Source organism: Arthrobacter rhamnosi (assembly GCF_054510975.1).
On record NZ_JBTNDN010000002.1, the window covers coordinates 665,411 to 684,365 of the forward strand.

Here is an 18,955-nt window from a genome sequence, read left to right on the forward strand (position 1 = left end):
AGATGCTGTCGGCGACCGCGACAAGCGGGCCCATTGGTTCTTTCGCCCCGACCCGGGGAACCGGGGTGTCCGCTCAGGCGAGGAGTGCGGCGACGACGATGAGCGCCGGGATCGCGAGCACGGAGGACAGCAGCACCGTGTCCCGGGCCAGCGGGATGCCGCGGTCGTACCGGCTGGCGAACATGAAGACGTTCTGTGCGGTGGGCAGCGCCGATACGACGACGGCGGCGAGCAGCTTGTGGCCGTCGAGGCCGAAGAGGTGGTGCGCGGTCAGGTAGGCGGCCACCGGCATGAGGGCGCTCTTGAGTGCCGTGGCCGTGAGGACCTGCAGTCGGTCCGGGCTGCGCCGAAGGGGCCGGCTCCCCGGCAGGGACATCCCGAAGGACAGGAGGACCATGGGCACGGCGGCGCCGCCGAGGAGCACCAGGGAATCCCAGACCGGGCCCGGCGTGCGGAATCCCGTGGTGGCGACCGCGACGCCCAGCAGGGACGCGATGATCATCGGATTCCGGAAGGGCTGGGTCAGGAAGGCCCGGAACGAGGGTTTCCGGCTCGAGGTGAGGTCGAGGACCGTCAGGTAGAGGGGAGCGAGCAGCAGGAGCTGCACGAGCAGCACGGGGGCGACCGGCGTGACATCGCCGAGGGCGTAGAGCGCGATGGGGATGCCGATGTTGTTGGCATTCACGTAGGAACTCGCCATCGCGCCGATGGCCGTCTCGGCCGCCGGCCTGCGGAACAGGAACCTGCTGATGAGGACGTAGAGGACGGCGATGGCCAGGGAGGAGATGAGCGCGATCGGCATGTACTCGGAGAACACCGAACCGAGGTCCGCGTCGGCCAGGACGGTGAAGAGCAGCGCCGGGTTGGTCACGAAGAACGCCATCTGGTTCAGTGCGAACCCGGCCTGCGGTCCACCGATGACGAGGCGTCCAGCGATGTAGCCGATGACGATCACCGCGCCGACGACGGCGAATCCCCCCAGTACTCCCAGCATGATCTCTCCCTACGCATCGGGCGGTCCCGCCCGGGTGCCCCTTAAGAACCTAGTGCGTCCACCGACGGGCGGGGGACGCACCAGGTCCTGCGGACCGCAGAGTTACGGCGTGCGACGCGGATCGGGGTCCGGGGCGTACTCGGCGAGGGCAGGCGGCATCCGACGCAGGTACCCGGCGTCCGGCCGCGGCGCTGCCCGGCGGCCTTCGTGGGGCGCATGCCCCTTCGGGGCGGGCCGCCGCCGCGGGTCTGCGGCAACCGAACCTCCGCCGCGGGTCTGCGGCAACCTGCCCTCCCGCGGCGGACCCCCGCGTGCCAGACTGGGAGCATGCTCGTAGCCTTCAGTGTCGCCCCGTCCGGATCCTCCGACCTCTCCCGCGAGAACCCCGACGGGTCGGTGCACGACGCCGTCGCCGCCGCGGTCGCGATCGTGCGCGAATCCGGCCTGCCGAACTCCACCGACTCCATGTTCACCACCATCGAGGGGGAGTGGGACGAGGTGATGGCCGTGATCAAGAACGCCACCGAGGCCGTGGGCCGGTACGGCAGCCGCGTCTCCCTGGTGCTCAAGGCCGACATCCGGCCCGGGCGGACCGGCGAGCTGACCGGCAAGGTGGAGCGGCTCGAGGCGGCGCTCGCGGATCAGCAGCAGTTCGAGGGCCATTCCTGACCTCCGGATCTCCCGCCACTCGGTGGCCCCAGGACACTAAACTAGAGCCGTGACACAGCCCCTGCTGACGCTGCCCTACCTGATCCGGCCGGCCACGGTCGACGACGCCGAGGCCTACGCGCGCACGCACGTCGCCGCGCTCCACGAGACGTACGAGCACATCATGCCGCGGGAGTACCACGAGTTCTACGACGCCGGGCTGCCGGCGATGATCGAGCGCCGGCGGGCGGCGTTCGAGGACGCGGAACGGACGCCCGGCAGCGCGCGGAGCTGGCTGGCGTTCGACGAGCACGGCGAGCCGGTGGCGGTCGCGACGTCGGGGCCGGGACGCGACGAGGACCGGCCGGACTTCGAACTGCACCACATCTACACGCTGAGGCCGACGCACGGCACGGGCCTCGGGCAGCGCCTGCTCGACACCGCCATCGGCAGGCGGGGGGCCTACCTCTGGATCCTCGACGGCAACCCGCGGGCCGAGCGATTCTACGTCCGGAACGGGTTCGCCCCGGACGGCACCTCCATGCTCTGCGGGCCGACCTGGCACCACAAGCCCATGTTCCGCATGCACCGGCCCGACCGGCCGGTTCCCCCACGCGGCTAGCATGGAACCCATGCCTTCCGTCCGTCCCGCCCAGCACCGTCACCCGCCGGCGGCCCGGTCCTGATGGTGAAGACCGCAGGCCCGCGGCCCGAGATCGGGGAGTTCCCCATCGACACCGGGACGTGCGAACTCGAACCCGATCCGTACAATCCGAACGGCTGGGTGCTGCGCATCAACGGTGTCCCCAGTTCGCACATCGACCTGGCCGATCCGCTGCAGCTCGACTTCGAATACATGCGGTGGATCGCCTCGCTCGTCGATTCCCGGTGGGCGGCGTCGGACCGGCTCCGCGCGCTCCATCTCGGGGGAGGAGCATGCTCGCTCGCCCGCCGCTTCGCCGCTTCCCACCCCCAGGCGCGGCAGGTCGTCGTCGAACTCGACGGGCGGCTGGCCGACCTGGTGCGGGAGTGGTTCGACCTCCCGCGGGCACCGCTCGTGCGTATCCGCGTCGGCGAGGCCCGCTCCGTGACGGAGTCCCTGAGCGAGGGCAGCCGCGACCTCATCATCCGTGACGTCTTCGCCGGAGCCATGACGCCCGTCCCGCTCACGACCCGCGAGTTCACCCGCGCCGCCAAGCGCGTGCTCGGGGCCGACGGTGTCTACGTGGTCAACTGCGGCGACAGCCCCAACCTGGCGATGGCGAGGCGGGAAGCCGCGACCATCGGTGCCGAGTTCGCGTGCACCGCGATCATCGCCGACCCGGCGATGCTCAAGGGCAGACGCTACGGCAACGTGATCATCGCAGGCAGTGACACCCCCCTCGGCGAGGACCCGGGGCTGGTCCGCGCACTGCTGGGCGGGGGAGTGCCCGCGCAGATCTGGCAGGACGCGAGGGTGCGGGCGTTCGCCGCGGGCGCGCAGGTCCTCGAGGACTGACAGCGAGGAGTCCCTAGCGCCCTGACGGTCACCCCGGAAGGGCTGCCCCCGCAGCCGCGCGGGGTTTCGCGAGGGTCGACGACCACTAGGCTTGCACGGTGGAACTGGGACTGCTGGGCATCATCGGAATCGCCGTCCTCGTGGCGGTCGCCGTCCTGTCGAAGCGCGTCGGCGTGGCGGCCCCGCTCATCCTCGTCGTCGTCGGCATCGTCCTCTCCTTCGTCCCGGGGGTGCCGAGCTTCCGCATCCCGGACGAGTGGATCCTGGCCGGCGTCCTGCCGCCCCTGCTCTACGCCGCGGCGATCAAGACGCCCGTCACGGACTTCCGCCGCAACCTCACGCCGATCGCGAGCCTGTCCGTGGCGCTCGTCGTCGTCTCGGCCCTGGCCACGGGGTTGCTCCTCCATGCCCTGCTGCCAGACCTCGGCCTCGCCGCGGCGATCGCCCTCGGTGCCGTCATCAGCCCGCCCGACGCCGTCGCCGCCACGTCGATCGGGCGGCGGCTCGGACTGCCGCCCCGCCTGCTGACCGTGCTGGAGGGCGAAGGGCTGGTCAACGACGCCACGGCGCTCGTCCTGCTGCGCAGTGCCATCGCCGCCTCGGCAGGAGCCCTGACCGGCTTCGGTTCCGCGGTGGGCGACTTCGCCTACGCCGTCACCGTGGCAGCCGTGGTGGGCTACGCCGTCGGGGTGGTGACGGTGTTCGTCCGCTCGAAGCTCGACGACCCCGTCCTGGACACCGCGCTGTCCCTCGCCGTGCCGTTCATCGCGTTCCTCCCCGCCGAGGAGCTCGGCGCCTCGGGTGTGCTGGCCGTCGTGGTGGCCGGGATCTACACGGGCCACCGCAGTGCGAGCCACTTCGACGCACGCGCACGCATCAGCGAGAACGTGAACTGGCGGACCGTCCAGTTCCTGCTGGAGAACGGCGTGTTCCTGCTGATCGGCCTGGAGCTCCGGGGCCTGCTGCAGGACATCGACGAGTCCCTGCTGACGGTGCAGCAGACGGTGGTGATCGGCCTCGTCGCGACCCTCGCCCTGATCGTCCTGCGGTTCCTCTGGGTGTTCCCCCTCGTGCTGCTGATGCGGCGGCTGCCGAGCAGGGCGGAGCGCCGGACGCTGCAGCTGCGCCGCGGCCTCGGCCGGCTGAAGAAGCAGCGGACCCTCGATGCGCGGCAGGAGCGCCGCAAACGGGCCCTGACGAGGATGTACCACCGCCGTCAGGCGGACCTCGAACTCGAACGGCGCGAAGGGTTCGGCTGGAAGGGGGCCACGGTGCTCGGCTGGTCGGGCATGCGCGGGGTGGTGACGCTCGCCGCGGCGCAATCCCTGCCGTCGTCGTTCGCCTACCGGGAGCAACTCGTGCTGATCGCCTTCACCGTCGCCGTCACCACGCTCCTGGTGCAGGGCAGCACGCTGCCGGCGCTCATCCGGGTGCTCAGGATCGAGGGCATCGACGTCGACACCGACCGCGAGGAGGCGGCGACGCTGTTCGACGAGCTGCGCACCGAGGGGCTGCGCGTGCTGGAGGATCCGCAGGCCGTCATGGGGGAGGACGTCCAGGTGGACGACGACGTGCTGGACCGCGTGCGGACGGACACGGGCATGCGCAGCGAATTCGAGTGGGAGAAGGCCCGGCTGCCGGAGCAGAAGCTCGTGCGCTCGCCGCACCGCCAGTACCGGGATCTGCGGCTCGCCGTGCTCGCGGCAGAGCGTGAGGCACTGCTCGCGGCGCGGTCACGCGGGACCTATTCGTCGCGGGTGCTGGCGAAGGCCCAGCGCATCCTGGACGTCGAGGAGACGCGCCTCCGCCCCCGGGGCGGTTCGTCCTAGTCGTCCGCGCGGTCCGTCGTCCCGCGATTCGCGGAGCGGGACGGGTCGGGGACGTCAGTGGTGCGGCGCGCCGGTGGAAGCGGACCGGCCCAGGAGCTGCGGTTCCAGCGACCGCGTCCGCTCCCGCAGCGCCTCGACGACGGCGGCGACAGCGGGCTGGCGCAGCGAGTCGGGCCGGACCACGAGCCAGTAGTCGAGCTGCTCTGCGACCAGGTCCGGGAGGAGGCGCACGAGGTCCGGATGACGGTTCGCCATGAAGCACGGGAGGAGGCCGAGCCCCGCGCCGGCCCGCGTTGCCTCGACGTGGACGAACACGTTGGTGGAGCTCAGGGCATCACGCATGGAGGGCAGCAGGCGCCGCGGCGCGTCCAGGCTGTCGACCTGCAGCATCGAGTCGATGAAGTAGACGAGCGGATGGGTGACCGCCTCGGCCAGGTCGGACGGCGAGCCGTGCGCCTCGAGGTAGTCCCGTGACGCGTAGAGCCCGAGCACGTAGGCGCCGAGCCGCGTCGCCTCGGCACGGTGCACCTGCGGTTCCCCGACCACCACCTCGAAGTCGAGTCCCGTGCGCGTCTGCGAGGCCCTGCGCGTGGCGGCGACGATCTCGATGCTGAGCCGGGGATTGGCGGCCCGCAGGCGGGCGAAGGCCGGGGCGGCGATGAAGGCACTGAAACCGTCCGTGGCACTCATGCGCACGACGCCGGTCAACGTCCCGGCGTCGTCGCCGGACAGTTCGGCGACGGCCGCAGCCACGCCCGCCGCCGCATCGGCAGCGCGCCGGCCCAGGTCCGTCAGTTCCCACCCACCCGCGCTGCGGGAGAGGACATGGCCTCCCAGCGCCTTCTCGAGGGCCGCGATCCTGCGGGAGACGGTCGTGTGGTTCAGGCCCAGGGAATCGGCCGCGGTGGTGAACCGCCCGCTCTGGGCGACGGCCCGCAGGACGAGGAGATCCTGGGCATTGGGGGCAACCATCTGTGCAGTATCGCAGACGAGGGGTGCCGAAGTGGTCATTGGTCGGTCCCCGCCCTGCAGGAATACTCAGGAGGAGTGCGGGGAGCGCCCCCGCCACCACGTACGGGAAGGAGAGCCATGAGCCTCGACGAAGCGGCTGCGGCGCGCCCCGGTCCTGCAGCGCACAACCGTTCCGAGACCCTCGGGCAGCAGGCGGGCGGCCTTGCCGGCCGGCGGGCGGTGATCACCGGAGGGGCGAGCGGCATCGGCGCGGCCTGCGCGCGGGCCCTCGCCGCCCGGGGGGCCGAGGTGGTCGTCGCCGACCGCGATGCACGGGGCGCGTCGGCCCTCGCGGAGGAGCTGGAGGGGGAGTCCTGGGCGGTCGACCTGCTCGACACTCGAGCCCTCGAGGACCTCACGCTCGACGCGGACATCCTCGTGAACAACGCCGGCATCCAGACGGTCAGTCCCATCCAGGACTTCCGCCCGGAGGACTTCCGCCGGATCCAGAAGCTCATGGTCGAGGTGCCGTTCCTGCTGATCCGTGCCGCGCTGCCGGGGATGTACGCGCGGGGCTTCGGGCGGATCATCAACATCTCCTCCGTCCACGGCCTGCGAGCCTCGCCCTTCAAGTCGGCCTACGTCACGGCGAAGCACGCACTGGAAGGGCTCTCGAAGGTCACCGCCCTCGAAGGCGGGGAGCACGGCGTCACGAGCAACTGCGTGAATCCGGGCTACGTGCGCACGCCCCTGGTCGAGAACCAGCTCTCGGACCAGGCGCGCCTGCACGGCATCAGTGAGGACGAGGTGCTGTCGAAGATTATGCTCACCGAGTCCGCGATCAAACGCCTCGTGGAGCCCGAGGAGGTCGCCTCCCTGGTCGCGTGGCTCGCGGGCGACGACGCCGGCATGGTCACGGGCTCGTCCTACGTCATGGACGGCGGCTGGTCGGCCCGCTGACCTGCACCGGTCCCGACGGTGCCGCCGACGGTGACGGTGCCGCCGAAGGACAGGCGCACTGAAATGCAGCGCGCCAAGGTCAGGCGCCCCGAAGGGCAGGCGCCCCATCAACGGGCGACGACGGCGGTCCCCCAGCCGCCGTCGTCGCTCCTGCCGGGGCGTAGCGATCAGATGCCGAGGAGTTCCTCGATGGGCCCGATGCCGAAGAAGACCACGAAGGCCGCGGCCACGGCCCACATCAGCGGGTGCACCTCGCGCGCACGGCCCTGGATGGCGCGGATCAGCACGAAGGCGATGAAGCCGGCACCGAGGCCGTTCGCGATCGAGTAGGTGAACGGCATGAGCGTGAAGGTGAGGAAGGCCGGCAGGGCGACACCCCAGTCCTCGAAGTCGATGCGGCCGACCTGCGACACCATCATGAAACCGACGACCACGAGGGCGGGCGCGACGGCCTCGAACGGCACGAGGCTGATGAGCGGGGTGAAGAACATCGCGAGGAGGAACAGCAGGCCGGTGACCACGTTCGCGAGGCCCGTCCGGGCACCCTCTCCGATGCCCGCGCCGGACTCGACGTAGATCTGGTTGGACGACACCGAACCGGCACCACCGGCGACCGCGCCCAGGGCGTCGACCACGAGGACCCGGTTGACGCCCGGGATGTTCCCCCTGGCGTCGACGAGCTTCGCCTCGTTGGCGAGACCGACCATCGTGCCCATCGCGTCGAAGAAGATGCTGAGGAGGATCGTGAAGGTCAGCAGGATCGCAGCGGTCCCGCCGAGGTGCCCGAAGGCGCCGAACGGGCTCACGTTGCCGATCAGGCTCAGGTCCGGTACACCGACCCATGAACCGGTGGGCAGCTCGGGAACCACGAGGGACCAGCCTGCGGGGTTGGGCTCCTGGCCAGGCGCGACGCTCGGGCCGACGTTGACGACGGCTTCGATGACGACGGCGAGTACCGTCGCGGCCAGGACGCCGATGAGGATCGCCCCACGCACCTTCCGGACCACGAGTGCGATGGTCAGGATGAGGCCGAAGACGAAGACCAGGGTCGGCCAGCCGAGGAGGACCCCACCGAACCCGAGGCCGACGGGGACGGTGGTGTTGGCGACGTCGGGCACACGGCGCACGAAGCCCGCGTTGACCAGGCCGATCAGGGCGATGAACAGGCCGATGCCTACGACGATCGCCGTCTTGAGGCTCTCGGGGACGGCATTGAAGACCGCCGTCCGGAACCCGGTCAGCACCAGGACGAGCATGGTGACGCCGGCGAGCATGACGAGGCCCATGATGTCCGGCCAGGTCAGGCCGGGGTTGGTCGCGACCGTGATGGCCACGAACGCGTTGACGCCGAGTCCCGTGGCGAGCGCGAACGGGTATTTGGCCCACGCGCCCATGACGATGGTCAGGATGCCGGCCACCAGCGCGGTCACGGCGGCGACCCGTTCGAAGCCGAGTTCAGCGCCCGAGGAATCGGCGCCGGCGAGGATGAGCGGGTTGAGCACCACGATGTAGCTCATGGCGAAGAAGGTGGCGAGGCCGCCGCGGATCTCGCGTGAGAACGTCGACCCCCGCTGCGTGATGTCGAAGTAGCGATCCAGCGCGGAACCAGTTTTGAGCATGGGGGATCCTAGGGCGGAAGGGTCGGGGAGCAATCGCGATGAATTCTATCCCGAGCATGCAGCCGGGAGATGTCCCGTGACGGCCGTCACGGGACATCTCCCCCCCGGCCTCCTGTAGGAGGTCCAGCACCTCATCAGGGTCTCCGCGTAGGGTTGGCTCATGGCTGCCTTTCCTCTTCTGCCCGTCCAGTACCCGGTGACCGCGCACGGCGGACGGGGTCGTCCTGCCCTGTCGGGCGGAGCCCTCGTCGGGGCCGTCCTGCTGGCACTCGCCCTCCTCCTCGGAGGCGGGGCCGCCGCGAACGCCCACGACGAACTGGCGGGCAGCAATCCGGCGTCGGGCGCCACCATCGAGGTGCTGCCGCCCAGCCTGGAACTCAGCTTCTCGAACGTGCCGTCCGGGATCGGCGCCCAGGTGCAGGTCCTCGACGCGTCCGGCACGGACTGGGCCGACGGGCCCGTGCAGATCGTCGACCGGACGGCCACCCAGCCCCTGCGCTCAGGTGCACAGGCCGGGGAGTACACCGTCAACTGGCGCGTCGTGTCCTCGGATTCGCACCCCATCGAGGGCACCTTCGTCTTCACCACCCAGCAGGGCTCGACGACGGTTCCGGACGCCGCGACCACCCAGGGCCCGGTGGATGTGGAGGACGCTCCGGCCGCAGAGACGCAGACGGCCGGAGTCAGCGACTTCCCCTGGAGCATCCTGCTGATGATCGTGGCGCTGGTGGCGATCACCGTCGCGCTCGCCGTGACGGCCCGGAAGCGGCTCGGCGCCGGCAAGTAGGAGCCGGCAAGGAGGACTAGGCGCTGAGCGGCGAGAGGGTCACGCGCGGCGGGGTGATGCGGTTGAGGGCGGCCGGCCCCTGCTCGACGATGGCGTCACTCACGAGCTTCGCCTGGCGCACGATCTCCCGGGTTGTCGGCGTCAGCAGTTCGCCGACGCCGACGAGGTGCAGTCCGATCGCGCGGAGGGCCGTCTTGAAGTCGCGGCCGATCGCGATGCCCATGGAGCGCAGGAACTTCCGCAGCTCGTTCTGGGGGTACTTGGTGAGCACGACGTGGTCGGCGAGGAGGACGCCGTCGGCCGTCTGCACCGCCCACTTCTTGCGGCCCACAGGGCCCGTGATCAGCTTCGGGTGTCCGATGATGCTGAGGTGTTCCGCGACCGTGGTCTGCCGGACATCGAGATGGTGCGCGGCGGCATAGCCGCGGAGGAGCCGCATGAGTTCTGTGCGCTCCGAGAGGGAGACGGAATCCGTCATGACCGTGCGCATGGCACCGGAGTCGAAGCATTCGAGGCTTTCCACGACGATCGAGTCGATGCCGCGGCGGCTGAGCTCGCTCGCGACGGCGAGACCGGACAGGCCGGAACCGATGACGACGGTGCTCGTGTGCTCCGTGGCCGCGGACATCGCGGAGGCAGAGCGGACAGCGTCAAGCGGCAAGGAATCCACCGAGTTACCTCCACACGAAGCAGAATCCCGTACGGCCCGGCGCCTCTTCCGGGCCGTACGGACTCTTGGCTGCGAACGGGTCAGTCAAGAGCACTACGCACAGGGGTGTCCCGGCTCTTGAGGGCCGGCCCCCGCTACGGGTCCCTGAAGCCTATATAACTTTTCAGACCGTGGATAGACCGGCGAACCCCAGTGCGCTACAAATGGGGGACCGGCCGCTTCGGGCGGCTGGGGCACGCGACCGAGGGAGGCCTGCCGTGGGCAGAGGGCACGCAGAAGAATCGTCGCAGGGGCTGGCGCAGCACGGGATCGTGGTCGGCGTGGACGGCTCCGACCAGAGCACCTGCGCCCTGCTGTGGGCCGCGCGGGAGGCCGAGAGGCGCAAGGCTCCGCTGTACGTCGTGACCGCCTACACCGTGCCGGTGTTCGCGGCGTCGAGCATGGATGCGGGCTACGCGACAGTGGACGACGAGGTCATCCGTGAGAGCGCGCAGAGCGTGCTGAACGAGGCGGTCGCCCACCTCGAGGGCATCGCCGTGGACGTGCACCCGCGGATCGAGACCGGTGACGCCGCCGGGGTGCTGCTGGATCTCTCCGAGGAGGCCGAACTGATGGTCGTGGGCTCCCGCGGCCGCGGCGGTTTCGTGGGCCGCCTGCTGGGTTCGGTCAGCAGCGCCCTGCCCGCGCATGCCAAGTGCCCGACGGCGGTCATCCCGGTGTGCACGGGAGCACGCCTGGGGCATCCGGAGCTCGGCCGGAAACCGGGGAAGGACAAGCCGGCCGCCGCCGTGGAACCCGTCGTGGTGGTGGGCGTGGACGGTTCGGAGCAGGCCCGCATGGCATCGCTCGCCGCCGCGGAGGAGGCGCGGTCCAGGGGTCTGTCCCTGCGCGTGATCTGCTCGGTCGCACCCTTCAACGGATCGCTCGCCTGGGTACCGGCACCCGTAGACCGGGAGGCGCTTCATGCGGACCTCGCGGTGCAGCTCGCAGCCGGCCGCGACTGGCTCAAGAGCCATTACCCCGACGTGGACATCCGGGTGGACCTGATGGACGGGCCCCCCGCCGAGGTGCTCATCGAGGCGTCGGCGACCTCGGAGCTGCTGGTAGTGGGCACGCGGGGCCGCGGCGGCTTCGCGGGCATGCTCATGGGGTCGACGAGCCAGGGAGTGCTGCATCACGCGCGTGGACCCGTGCTGGTGGTTCCTGACAGGCCGGACCCGCGGCTCGAGGACCGGAGCTCGTTCGGTCCGATGATCGCACCGGTCCGCTGATCGGGCCGGGCGACGCCCGGCCGCCCGCTCCGTGGAGCGGGCCGGGTCAGCTCCACCCCAGTTCGTGGAGCCGGTCGTCGTCGATCCCGAAGTGGTGGGCGACCTCGTGCACCACGGTCACGAGGATCTCCTCCACCAATTCCTCCCGCGTGGAGCACAGCCGCATGAGGGGCCCGCGGAAGATGCTGATGCGGTCCGGCAGGGACCCCGCGTCCCACCACGAGTCCCGCTCCGTGAGGGGCGTCCCTTCGTACAGTCCCAGCAGCTCCGTATCGGCGGGCTCCCCCGGCCTGGGCTCGTACTCCTCGACGACGAAGATGGCCACGTTGTCCATCGCACGGGCGAGGTCGTCGGGGATCCTGTCGATGGCGTCGTCGACGGCGTCGTCGAACTCTTCCCGTGGGATCTCGAATGGCACGAGAAGATCGTACAGACCGCCCGACCTGCTGACCTGCCGCAGGAGGCTCCCGTCGGGAGCGGGGCCGCGTCCCGCGTGCCCGGTCCCGCCGATTTTGTGGAATCGAGAATCTGCCCCTATAGTTTTATAGGTCCACGACAGGGAATGATCCGCCGGAAATGCTTGCTCTCCGGAAGGTCGCAGGAACCCGAACTGTGGTCCAGGCCCCCATCGTCTAGCGGCCTAGGACACCGCCCTTTCACGGCGGCGGCACGGGTTCGAATCCCGTTGGGGGTACGCAGGAGACGCCTTCACGGGCGGTCAACCGGAACGAAAAGTGCTGGTAGGCTGGAACTCTTGCAAAACAGCAAGGAAGTTAGCAAGGCCCTGTAGCGCAGTTGGTTAGCGCGCCGCCCTGTCACGGCGGAGGTCGCGGGTTCAAGTCCCGTCAGGGTCGCTCAGGCGGCTGGATCCCCTCGGGGAGTCCGGCCGGGCTGGATACGGTGATCATCGGAAGATGGTCGCAAGGCTCTGTAGCTCAGTTGGTAGAGCGTTCGACTGAAAATCGAAAGGTCACCGGATCGACGCCGGTCGGAGCCACTGCTGAAAACCCCGCAGTTCCCCAGGGAACGCGGGGTTTTTTCGTGTGCCCGCTCCCAGCAAAGGCCGGGGTTGAGGTCGTAGCATCGCGCGGACGGGCCGTGGTGTCGCGGCAAGCCCGCGCCGCCCGGTGCCACCCGGGATACTAGTCGGGGTTCCGAGCGTTGAACCTCCGGCCCCGCACCGAGACGAAAGGGCATTCGTGAGACTCCTGCACACCGCTGCCTGTCTGGGCGTGCTGGCCCTCGCCCTCGCAGGGTGCAGTCAGGGCGGGCCCGTGCCGGCCCAGACGATGCTCACCATGCCCGCCAGCCCCTCCCCGGAGCCGGATGCACCCTCCGAACCGCTGCAGGACCCCGCCCTGCCGGGGGAGGGCGCGGCGACGGGTCGGGAGACGGGGGCAGCTGCCGGCCAGGATCCCTCGGCCTCCTGCGTTCTCGTAGCGGGCGGAGTCACCACGGCCATGCTCGCCCCCCTGAGTCTCCGCTCCACATCGGATCCGGAGGAACTCCTCGCCCTCGAGCAGCAGATCCTCGACCTGCGGGACAAGGTGCCGGCCGAGCTGTACGACGATTTCACCACGCTCGCCCATTCGGTGGAGGCACCGCCCGAGGGGTCCGGCACCTTCGATGAGAAGGCTTTCCGCCATTCCATGGTGCCTGTGCAGGACTGGCTCGCCCGGCACTGTACCCGCTCCTGATCGTCCTGCGGCCGGCAGGGGCACCGCTCCCCGCTGCTCCATCCAGGTCCTGGTGGCGTGGCTTAGGCTGGGCACAAGCGAAAGGGGCCTTCTTCGATGATCGAGCAACCCACGGGACGTCCGTTGCCCGTCCTGCAGGACACGGCTGCCGGACGGACCGTCATCGGTGACCAGGCCGCGGTCAAGATCGCCGCCATCGCCGCACGGGCGGTGCCGGGTGTCCATTCGCTCGGACTCGGGGCCGGCCGCGCGCTCGGCGCGATCCGGGACGCCGTCGGAGCCAATGACCTCTCGCAGGGGGTGAAGGTCGAAGTCGGCCTGACGCAGCTCGCCGTCGACGTCAGCCTCGTCGCGGAGTACGGCTATGCACTCCATGCCCTCGCCGATGCCGTCCGCGCTGCCGTGTACGACGCCCTCACGCAACTGGTCGGGCTCGAGGTCATCGAGGTCAACGTGGAGGTCCTCGACGTGCATCTCCCGCCACCGGCAGAACCCAGGACGGTCGAACGCGTCCGTCCTACGGGCTCCTCCCAGGTCCAGCACCGAGCCGAGTGAGGTACTCATGACTCCCACCACCATCGGTATGGCCGCAGGAGCGGTGCTCGCCTTCGCGGCCCTGATCTTCGGATTCTGGGGCTTCGTGCTGACCCTCGTCCTGGTGCTCTGCGGAGCCCTCGTGGGGCGCACACTCGAGGGCAAGCTCGACCTGCGCGGCGTCGTCGACGCCCTCTCCGGCCGACGCTCGTCCTCGTGACAGCCGAGTCCCTCCCTCCTGTCCGCGCATGACGGCCGCCCCCCTGCCCCCGAGCGCCACGTCGGGGCACAACCGCATCACCACCCAGGCCCTCACCAGCACGGCGCAGGCCGCCGCCGCGGAAGTACTCGGGGTGCAGCCCGCCCAGATCCGGGCCTCGTTCTCCGACGACCGGGGGCTCCTTGCGCTCCTGCTCGCACTGCCGCTGCCGGTGCCTCCGCTCACCCGGGTCCTCGACGACCCCGGGATCGTCGAGTCGTTCGGAGGGCCGCTCTGGGCGCGTGCCGATGCCGTGCGCATGCCGATCCTCGAGCGCGTCCAGGAGCTCACGGGAGCGCGCCTGAGCCGAGTGGACATCCGCATCATCGGCAGCACCGTCACCAAGGGGGTGAGGGTGCAGTGAGTCCCGATCCGCTCGACCGGTCGACGCCGGCATCCACGGCCCGCCTCGTCCGCCGGGAACTGTATTCGTCGCGGGCCGTGGCGTCGGTGGTGACGGGTGCCCTCCTGATCGCGGCCTGCCTGGTCCTGCTGTTCGAGGCCATCCTCAAGGGCGTGGGGGACGAGCCGTTCCTGCTCGACGTCGAAGCTGCGGCCGCCTGGCTCGGCGCCCTGCCCGGCGCGGCACCCGCCTCCCTTCTCGGAGCGGGATCCGTCCTCCTGCTCGTCCTCGGCGCCCTGCTTCTCCTCCTCGCGGTCCTGCCCGGCAGGCAGGCCCGCTACACCATCCCGGACGGTCGGGCCGCCATCGTCGTCGACGCCGAGGTCGTGGCGTCCTCGCTGGCGCGCCGGGCGCGGGTTGCGGCAGGAGTGGCACCGGAACAGGTCCTGGTGACGATCAGCCGCGCCTCGGTGCGGGTACAGGTCCGGCCGACCTCGGGTGTCCCCGTCGACGTCGAGGCCGTCCGCACTGCCGTCGCGGACGACCTGCGGCTCTCGAGCGTCGAGCCGGCACCGAGGATCATCGTCGCCGTGGCGGAATCGGGGGTGATCGGGCAGTGAACACCACGCCGCGGTTGCTCAACCGACTCGTCCTCGCCGTCATCGGACTCCTTCTGCTTGCCGCAGGGGCCGCAGGCCTCTCCGTCCTCACGCTGCCCGCCGTCGCCGCCTGGTGGGGGTCCACCGCTCCCCGTGTGGGCGGAGGGATCGACCGGGTGCGGCGGGCAACCACGCTCGAAGGCCAGTCGGACACGTGGCTGTGGCTCGCGCTCGCGGCCGCACTCCTGGTCCTGATCGTGCTGCTCGCACTGTGGATCGCTGCGCAGGGCAGGGGCAGGACAGGACTCTTCGCGTCCGTCGACTGGCGCGCCGGTAGTTCTTCCGGCGGCCGGGACGCTCGCGGCCGGGGTACGGGCGGCCGGGACACGGGCGACGGCGGGACGGCGGGTTCGGTCGTCATCACGGCCGCAGCCGTGGAGCAGGCCCTGAAGGCCGCGTTGCTCGAGCGCACCGACCTCGCGGGCGCCTCCGTCAGCACCTGGGAGGTCCGTGGGGTCCCGGGACTGCGCGTCCGGGTGTTCCCGAGGAAGGGCGTGCCGCCCTACGCGACCGCTGCCGAGGTCTCCCGGCTCGTCGAGGCCTTGGACGTGGTCACGGGATACCGCACCCCGGTCCTCATCAGCATCCGATCCGGTGCCCGTGTGCGCTTCACGAGGGCCGAGCGCGTCACCTGACCAGCAGCCGTGTCACGTTTCGGTATCGAATGCCGGAAGCAGGGCGCGAAGCTTGTGACGGTGCATGTAAGCGCTTACTGTTGCGATACCCATACAGTGAGGCGGCACAATCCTGGTCCACGGCGACGTTCGCCGTGGATCCGAAGCATTGGGGGCCGCTGGACAAAGGAGTCTGTTTCAATGGCGAAAACTCGCTCACGGAAGTTGGTGCTGCCCGCTGCAGCACTCAGTGTTTCCCTCCTCGCGCTCGCCGGGTGCGGATCAGGCGGCTCGGAGAGCGCGGGCGGATCGGGGGATGCGGACTGCGCCGCCTACGAGTCGTACGGGACGTTCGAGGACGCCGAGGTCAGCGTGTACTCGACCATCGTCGACGTCGAGGCCGAGCGGCTCGAGAACTCATGGGCCGACTTCTCCGAGTGCACCGGCATCGAGGTCGCCTACGAGGGGTCCAAGGAGTTCGAGACCCAGATCGGCGTCCGCGCGCAGGGTGGCACCGCACCGGATCTCGCCATCTTCCCGCAGCCGGGTCTCCTGGCAGCCCAGGCGGGCAACCTGAAGCCGGCCCCCCAGGAGGTCTCCGATCTCGTGGACGAGGGCTGGTCCGCGGACTGGAAGAAGTACGGCACCGTCGACGGCACCTTCTTCGCCGCGCCGATGCTCGCGAACATCAAGGGCTACGTCTGGTACGTCCCCGCGACCTTCGAGGAGAAGGGCTGGGAAGTCCCCACCACCTGGGACGAGATGACCGAGCTGACTGAGAAGATCGCCAGCGAGGAAGAAGACATCAAGCCCTGGTGTGCAGGCTTCGAATCCGGTGAAGCGACCGGCTGGCCGGGAACCGACTGGGTCGAGGACGCAGTGCTCCGCGACAACGGCCCCGAGGTCTACGACCAGTGGGTTGCCCACGAGATCCCGTTCAACGATCCGCAGATCGTCAAGTCGTTCGACCGCGTCGGCGACATCCTCAAGAACGACGACTACGTCAACGGCGGTTTCGGGGACTCCCGTTCCATCCTCTCCACCGCCTTCGCCGAGGCCGGTCAGCCCGTCCTCGACGGCCAGTGCGCCATGCACCACCAGGCATCCTTCCAGGCGGCCAACTGGCCCGAAGGAACGAACGTCGCCGAAGACGGAGACGTCTGGGCTTTCATGACCCCTCCCGTCGACCCGGCCGATGGCACCGCCATCACCGGTGGCGGTGAAATGATCGGTGCGTACGCGGACCGCCCCGAGGTCGTCGCACTGCAGACGTACCTCGCCACTGCCGAGTTCGCCAACGCCCGCGTATCCCAGGGTGGTGCGATCAGCGCGAACAAGGGGCTGGACCCCGAGCTCGCCGGATCGGACCTCGACCGCCAGTCCATCGAGCTGCTGCAGGATCCCAACACGGTGTTCCGCTTCGATGCCTCCGACCTGATGCCGGGCGCCGTCGGTTCCAACTCCTTCTGGAGTGGCATCGTGAACTGGATCAACGGTTCCTCCACGGAGGAAGTCACGCAGACGGTCGAGGACAGCTGGCCCGCGTCCTGATGCACTGACGGCTGGTGCCACCGCCCTGACGACAGGTGGTGGCACCAGCCGCCGTCGGTACTGCAGGCCGCACCCCTTCGAGGCCTTGCGGTTCCGCGCTTCCCCGAGATCACTTTCATCACGCGCACCAAGGAGGCTGGGCTGTGGAAGATTTTGCTGACAAAGGTTTACAGGTGGTGGTGGGGCTCGCCATCTTCGCGGCCATCATCGGACTCATCATGCTGGTCGTGGACCGGGCGCCGAAATCCGGACGCGAGAAGGTCCAGGTCGCAGCCTTCCTCGCCCCGGCCCTGATCCTGCTGCTGGCCGGGCTCGTGTTCCCGGCGCTCCAGACGTCGTACCTCTCCCTGACCAACCCCAAGGGGGAGTTCGTCGGACTGGACAACTTCGTCTGGATGTTCACGCAGCCGGAGGCGCTGGTGACCCTGAGGAACACGCTGATCTGGGTGGTCCTCGTCCCGCTGCTCGCCTCCTCGATCGGACTCGCCTACGCGGTGTTCATCGACCGCGCGCGCGGCGAGAAGGCGCTGAAGGCGCTGGTCTTCATGCCCATGGCCATCTCGTTCGTCGGTGCCGGCGTGATCTGGCGCTTCGTCTACGCCTACAAGGGCGCCGAGCAGGACCAGATCGGGCTCCTCAACCAGATCCTGGTCTGGGCGGGCCAGGAGCCCAAGCAGTTCCTGCTCGATGCCCCGGAGAACACCTTCTTCCTCATCGCCGTCATGATCTGGATCCAGACGGGTTTCGCGATGGTGGTGCTGTCGGCGGCCATCAAGGGCATCCCCACGGAGATCGTGGAGGCCGCACGGCTCGACGGCGCCAGCGCCTGGCAGCAGTTCCGCAACGTCACCATCCCCACCATCCGCGGTTCACTGATCGTCGTCATCACGACCATCACCATCGGGACCCTCAAGGTCTTCGACATCGTCCGGACCATGACCGCAGGCCAGTACGAGACGTCAGTGGTCGCCAACGAGATGTACACCCAGGCGTTTCGGGCAGGTGAGCCAGGCAGGGGCGCCGCGCTGGCGCTGGTCCTGTTCCTGATGGTGCTGCCCGTGGTCGTCTACAACGCCCGGCTGCTCCGCAAGCAGAAGGAGATCCGATGAGCACTGTGCCGCTGGACAACACGAACGGGCTCCTGCCGGACGTCAAGGATGACGCGACCCAGGGGCGGCCCACCATGCAGAAACGGGTCAAGCAGCGGCTGACGTCGCGGCGCGCCACTGCCGCGGCGATCATCATCGCCGTGATCTGGACCGTCCCGACGTTCGGACTGCTGATCTCGTCCTTCCGCCCCGAGGACAACATCAAGGGCAACGGCTGGTGGAACGTCCTCATCGACCGCCAGTTCACGCTGGAGAACTACGCCGACGTCCTCAGCCCCGGAGGAAGTCAGTCGCCCAACCTGCTCTCCTATTTCGTGAACTCGCTGGCCATCGTCATTCCCGGGACCGTCTTCACGCTGGTCCTCGGCGCCATGGCGGCGTACATGTTCGCGTGGGGCCGGTTCAAGGGGAAGGACGGCCTGTTCATCTTCGTCTTCGCCCTGCAGATCGTCCCCCTGCAGATGGCCCTGATCCCGCTCCTCCAGCTGTTCACGAAGGTGCTCAAGTTCGGCGACTTCCAGGTACTGCCGAGTGGTACCTATGCGCAGCTCTGGGTCGCCCACACGATCTTCGGACTGCCGCTGGCCATCTTCCTCCTGCACAACTTCATCGCGGAGATCCCGGGCGAGGTCATCGAGGCAGCCCGCGTGGACGGGGCCGGACACAGCACCATCTTCTGGCGCATCATCATTCCGCTCGCCACGCCCGCGCTGGCCTCCTTCGGGATCTTCCAGTTCCTCTGGTTGTGGAACGACCTCCTCGTGGCGCTGGTGTTCTCCGGTGGTGGGGCCGACGTCGCGCCTATCACGCAGCGTCTGGCCGAGATCCAGGGCTCCCGCGGCGGGGAGTGGCAGCGTCTGACGGCGGGGGCCTTCGTGTCCATCATCGTTCCGCTGGCAGTGTTCTTCGGTCTGCAGCGCTACTTCGTGCGGGGTCTGCTGGCCGGCGGCCTGAAGGGCTGA

21 protein-coding genes and 3 tRNA genes are annotated in these 18,955 nt (G+C 69.5%); 19 read left to right on the forward strand and 5 right to left on the reverse strand.

The window, feature by feature from the left end:
- Window positions 1-73 precede the first annotated feature (73 nt).
- Window positions 74-994: an AEC family transporter gene (locus ACX80J_RS07465; RefSeq protein WP_459347329.1), complete on the reverse strand. Its 921-nt coding sequence runs from the start codon at window positions 992-994 to the stop codon at window positions 74-76.
- Between the two features lie 327 nt (window positions 995-1,321).
- Here ACX80J_RS07465 and ACX80J_RS07470 point away from each other — a divergent pair, with 327 nt between their 5' ends.
- From ACX80J_RS07470 to ACX80J_RS07485, 4 genes are all read left to right on the forward strand, one after another.
- Entirely contained in the window at window positions 1,322-1,663 is a 342-nt protein-coding gene (locus ACX80J_RS07470) for a thiamine-binding protein (RefSeq protein ID WP_459346147.1), read from the forward strand.
- Window positions 1,664-1,712: 49 nt separating this feature from the next.
- Window positions 1,713-2,264 (forward strand): GNAT family N-acetyltransferase, encoded by a 552-nt coding sequence (locus tag ACX80J_RS07475; RefSeq protein ID WP_459347330.1) that lies wholly within the window; start codon window positions 1,713-1,715, stop codon window positions 2,262-2,264.
- A 63-nt stretch (window positions 2,265-2,327) separates the two neighbouring features.
- A complete protein-coding gene (locus ACX80J_RS07480; RefSeq protein ID WP_459347331.1) occupies window positions 2,328-3,140 on the forward strand; it encodes a spermidine synthase in 813 nt (270 codons plus the stop codon).
- Between the two features lie 98 nt (window positions 3,141-3,238).
- The gene (locus tag ACX80J_RS07485) at window positions 3,239-4,969 is read left to right on the forward strand and encodes a cation:proton antiporter (RefSeq protein WP_459347332.1); all 1,731 of its coding nucleotides are present in this window, start codon (window positions 3,239-3,241) and stop codon (window positions 4,967-4,969) included.
- 54 nt (window positions 4,970-5,023) lie between these two features.
- Here ACX80J_RS07485 and ACX80J_RS07490 read toward each other — a convergent pair whose 3' ends face one another.
- The gene (locus tag ACX80J_RS07490) at window positions 5,024-5,941 is read right to left on the reverse strand and encodes a LysR family transcriptional regulator (protein WP_459346151.1); all 918 of its coding nucleotides are present in this window, start codon (window positions 5,939-5,941) and stop codon (window positions 5,024-5,026) included.
- Between the two features lie 117 nt (window positions 5,942-6,058).
- On the opposite strand from ACX80J_RS07490, the gene ACX80J_RS07495 reads away from it, so the two are divergent.
- On the forward strand, window positions 6,059-6,880 hold the full coding sequence (locus tag ACX80J_RS07495) for a 3-hydroxybutyrate dehydrogenase (protein WP_459346152.1): 822 nt from the start codon (window positions 6,059-6,061) through the stop codon (window positions 6,878-6,880).
- Between the two features lie 167 nt (window positions 6,881-7,047).
- On the opposite strand, the gene ACX80J_RS07500 is transcribed toward ACX80J_RS07495, so the two are convergent.
- Window positions 7,048-8,499, reverse strand: coding sequence for an NCS2 family permease (locus ACX80J_RS07500; RefSeq protein WP_459347333.1), 1,452 nt, complete (start codon window positions 8,497-8,499; stop codon window positions 7,048-7,050).
- A 160-nt stretch (window positions 8,500-8,659) separates the two neighbouring features.
- Between ACX80J_RS07500 and ACX80J_RS07505 the strand changes: the two genes are divergently transcribed.
- Window positions 8,660-9,286, forward strand: coding sequence for a copper resistance CopC family protein (locus tag ACX80J_RS07505; RefSeq protein WP_459347334.1), 627 nt, complete (start codon window positions 8,660-8,662; stop codon window positions 9,284-9,286).
- A gap of 16 nt (window positions 9,287-9,302) precedes the next feature.
- Here ACX80J_RS07505 and ACX80J_RS07510 read toward each other — a convergent pair whose 3' ends face one another.
- Window positions 9,303-9,947, reverse strand: a complete 645-nt coding sequence (locus ACX80J_RS07510; RefSeq protein WP_459347335.1) for an FAD-dependent monooxygenase — start codon at window positions 9,945-9,947, stop codon at window positions 9,303-9,305.
- Between the two features lie 266 nt (window positions 9,948-10,213).
- Between ACX80J_RS07510 and ACX80J_RS07515 the strand changes: the two genes are divergently transcribed.
- On the forward strand, window positions 10,214-11,227 hold the full coding sequence (locus ACX80J_RS07515; protein ID WP_459347336.1) for a universal stress protein: 1,014 nt from the start codon (window positions 10,214-10,216) through the stop codon (window positions 11,225-11,227).
- A 46-nt stretch (window positions 11,228-11,273) separates the two neighbouring features.
- Here ACX80J_RS07515 and ACX80J_RS07520 read toward each other — a convergent pair whose 3' ends face one another.
- Window positions 11,274-11,645 (reverse strand): metallopeptidase family protein, encoded by a 372-nt coding sequence (locus ACX80J_RS07520; RefSeq protein WP_459346157.1) that lies wholly within the window; start codon window positions 11,643-11,645, stop codon window positions 11,274-11,276.
- 203 nt (window positions 11,646-11,848) lie between these two features.
- Here ACX80J_RS07520 and ACX80J_RS07525 point away from each other — a divergent pair.
- The 12 genes from ACX80J_RS07525 to ACX80J_RS07580 all read left to right on the forward strand — a co-directional run bounded on the left by ACX80J_RS07525 (window position 11,849) and on the right by ACX80J_RS07580 (window position 18,955).
- Window positions 11,849-11,921: transfer RNA gene (locus ACX80J_RS07525), tRNA-Glu, on the forward strand.
- Window positions 11,922-12,007: 86 nt separating this feature from the next.
- Window positions 12,008-12,081 (forward strand) — tRNA-Asp (locus tag ACX80J_RS07530).
- Between the two features lie 70 nt (window positions 12,082-12,151).
- A tRNA-Phe gene (locus tag ACX80J_RS07535) sits at window positions 12,152-12,224 on the forward strand.
- Between the two features lie 202 nt (window positions 12,225-12,426).
- The gene (locus tag ACX80J_RS07540; protein ID WP_459347337.1) at window positions 12,427-12,924 is read left to right on the forward strand and encodes a hypothetical protein; all 498 of its coding nucleotides are present in this window, start codon (window positions 12,427-12,429) and stop codon (window positions 12,922-12,924) included.
- Window positions 12,925-13,020: 96 nt separating this feature from the next.
- Complete coding sequence (locus tag ACX80J_RS07545) at window positions 13,021-13,479, forward strand: Asp23/Gls24 family envelope stress response protein (RefSeq protein ID WP_459347338.1); 459 nt, start codon at window positions 13,021-13,023, stop codon at window positions 13,477-13,479.
- A 7-nt stretch (window positions 13,480-13,486) separates the two neighbouring features.
- Window positions 13,487-13,678 (forward strand): DUF2273 domain-containing protein, encoded by a 192-nt coding sequence (locus ACX80J_RS07550; RefSeq protein ID WP_087072727.1) that lies wholly within the window; start codon window positions 13,487-13,489, stop codon window positions 13,676-13,678.
- A gap of 28 nt (window positions 13,679-13,706) precedes the next feature.
- A complete protein-coding gene (locus ACX80J_RS07555) occupies window positions 13,707-14,081 on the forward strand; it encodes a hypothetical protein (RefSeq protein WP_459347339.1) in 375 nt (124 codons plus the stop codon).
- Window positions 14,078-14,680, forward strand: a complete 603-nt coding sequence (locus ACX80J_RS07560; RefSeq protein WP_459346161.1) for a DUF6286 domain-containing protein — start codon at window positions 14,078-14,080, stop codon at window positions 14,678-14,680. Before ACX80J_RS07555 ends, ACX80J_RS07560 begins: the two co-directional genes overlap by 4 nt.
- Entirely contained in the window at window positions 14,677-15,354 is a 678-nt protein-coding gene (locus ACX80J_RS07565; protein ID WP_459347340.1) for a hypothetical protein, read from the forward strand. The genes ACX80J_RS07560 and ACX80J_RS07565 overlap by 4 nt, the downstream gene beginning before the upstream one ends.
- Window positions 15,355-15,534: 180 nt before the next feature.
- Entirely contained in the window at window positions 15,535-16,884 is a 1,350-nt protein-coding gene (locus ACX80J_RS07570) for an ABC transporter substrate-binding protein (RefSeq protein ID WP_459346163.1), read from the forward strand.
- 143 nt (window positions 16,885-17,027) lie between these two features.
- A complete protein-coding gene (locus ACX80J_RS07575; protein WP_459346164.1) occupies window positions 17,028-17,993 on the forward strand; it encodes a carbohydrate ABC transporter permease in 966 nt (321 codons plus the stop codon).
- A gap of 74 nt (window positions 17,994-18,067) precedes the next feature.
- Entirely contained in the window at window positions 18,068-18,955 is an 888-nt protein-coding gene (locus ACX80J_RS07580; protein ID WP_459347452.1) for a carbohydrate ABC transporter permease, read from the forward strand.

Excerpts from the sequence above, each read along its gene's own strand:
- ACX80J_RS07465 (WP_459347329.1), bottom strand. The coding sequence starts at position 994 with ATGCTGGGAGTACTGGGGGGATTCGCCGTCGTCGGCGCGGTGATCGTC.
- ACX80J_RS07470 (WP_459346147.1), top strand. The coding sequence starts at position 1,322 with ATGCTCGTAGCCTTCAGTGTCGCCCCGTCCGGATCCTCCGACCTCTCC.
- ACX80J_RS07480 (WP_459347331.1), top strand. The coding sequence starts at position 2,328 with ATGGTGAAGACCGCAGGCCCGCGGCCCGAGATCGGGGAGTTCCCCATC.
- ACX80J_RS07490 (WP_459346151.1), bottom strand. The coding sequence starts at position 5,941 with ATGGTTGCCCCCAATGCCCAGGATCTCCTCGTCCTGCGGGCCGTCGCC.
- ACX80J_RS07495 (WP_459346152.1), top strand. The coding sequence starts at position 6,059 with ATGAGCCTCGACGAAGCGGCTGCGGCGCGCCCCGGTCCTGCAGCGCAC.
- ACX80J_RS07500 (WP_459347333.1), bottom strand. The coding sequence starts at position 8,499 with ATGCTCAAAACTGGTTCCGCGCTGGATCGCTACTTCGACATCACGCAG.
- ACX80J_RS07505 (WP_459347334.1), top strand. The coding sequence starts at position 8,660 with ATGGCTGCCTTTCCTCTTCTGCCCGTCCAGTACCCGGTGACCGCGCAC.
- ACX80J_RS07545 (WP_459347338.1), top strand. The coding sequence starts at position 13,021 with ATGATCGAGCAACCCACGGGACGTCCGTTGCCCGTCCTGCAGGACACG.
- ACX80J_RS07550 (WP_087072727.1), top strand. The coding sequence starts at position 13,487 with ATGACTCCCACCACCATCGGTATGGCCGCAGGAGCGGTGCTCGCCTTC.
- ACX80J_RS07555 (WP_459347339.1), top strand. The coding sequence starts at position 13,707 with ATGACGGCCGCCCCCCTGCCCCCGAGCGCCACGTCGGGGCACAACCGC.
- ACX80J_RS07570 (WP_459346163.1), top strand. The coding sequence starts at position 15,535 with ATGGCGAAAACTCGCTCACGGAAGTTGGTGCTGCCCGCTGCAGCACTC.
- ACX80J_RS07580 (WP_459347452.1), top strand. The coding sequence starts at position 18,068 with ATGCAGAAACGGGTCAAGCAGCGGCTGACGTCGCGGCGCGCCACTGCC.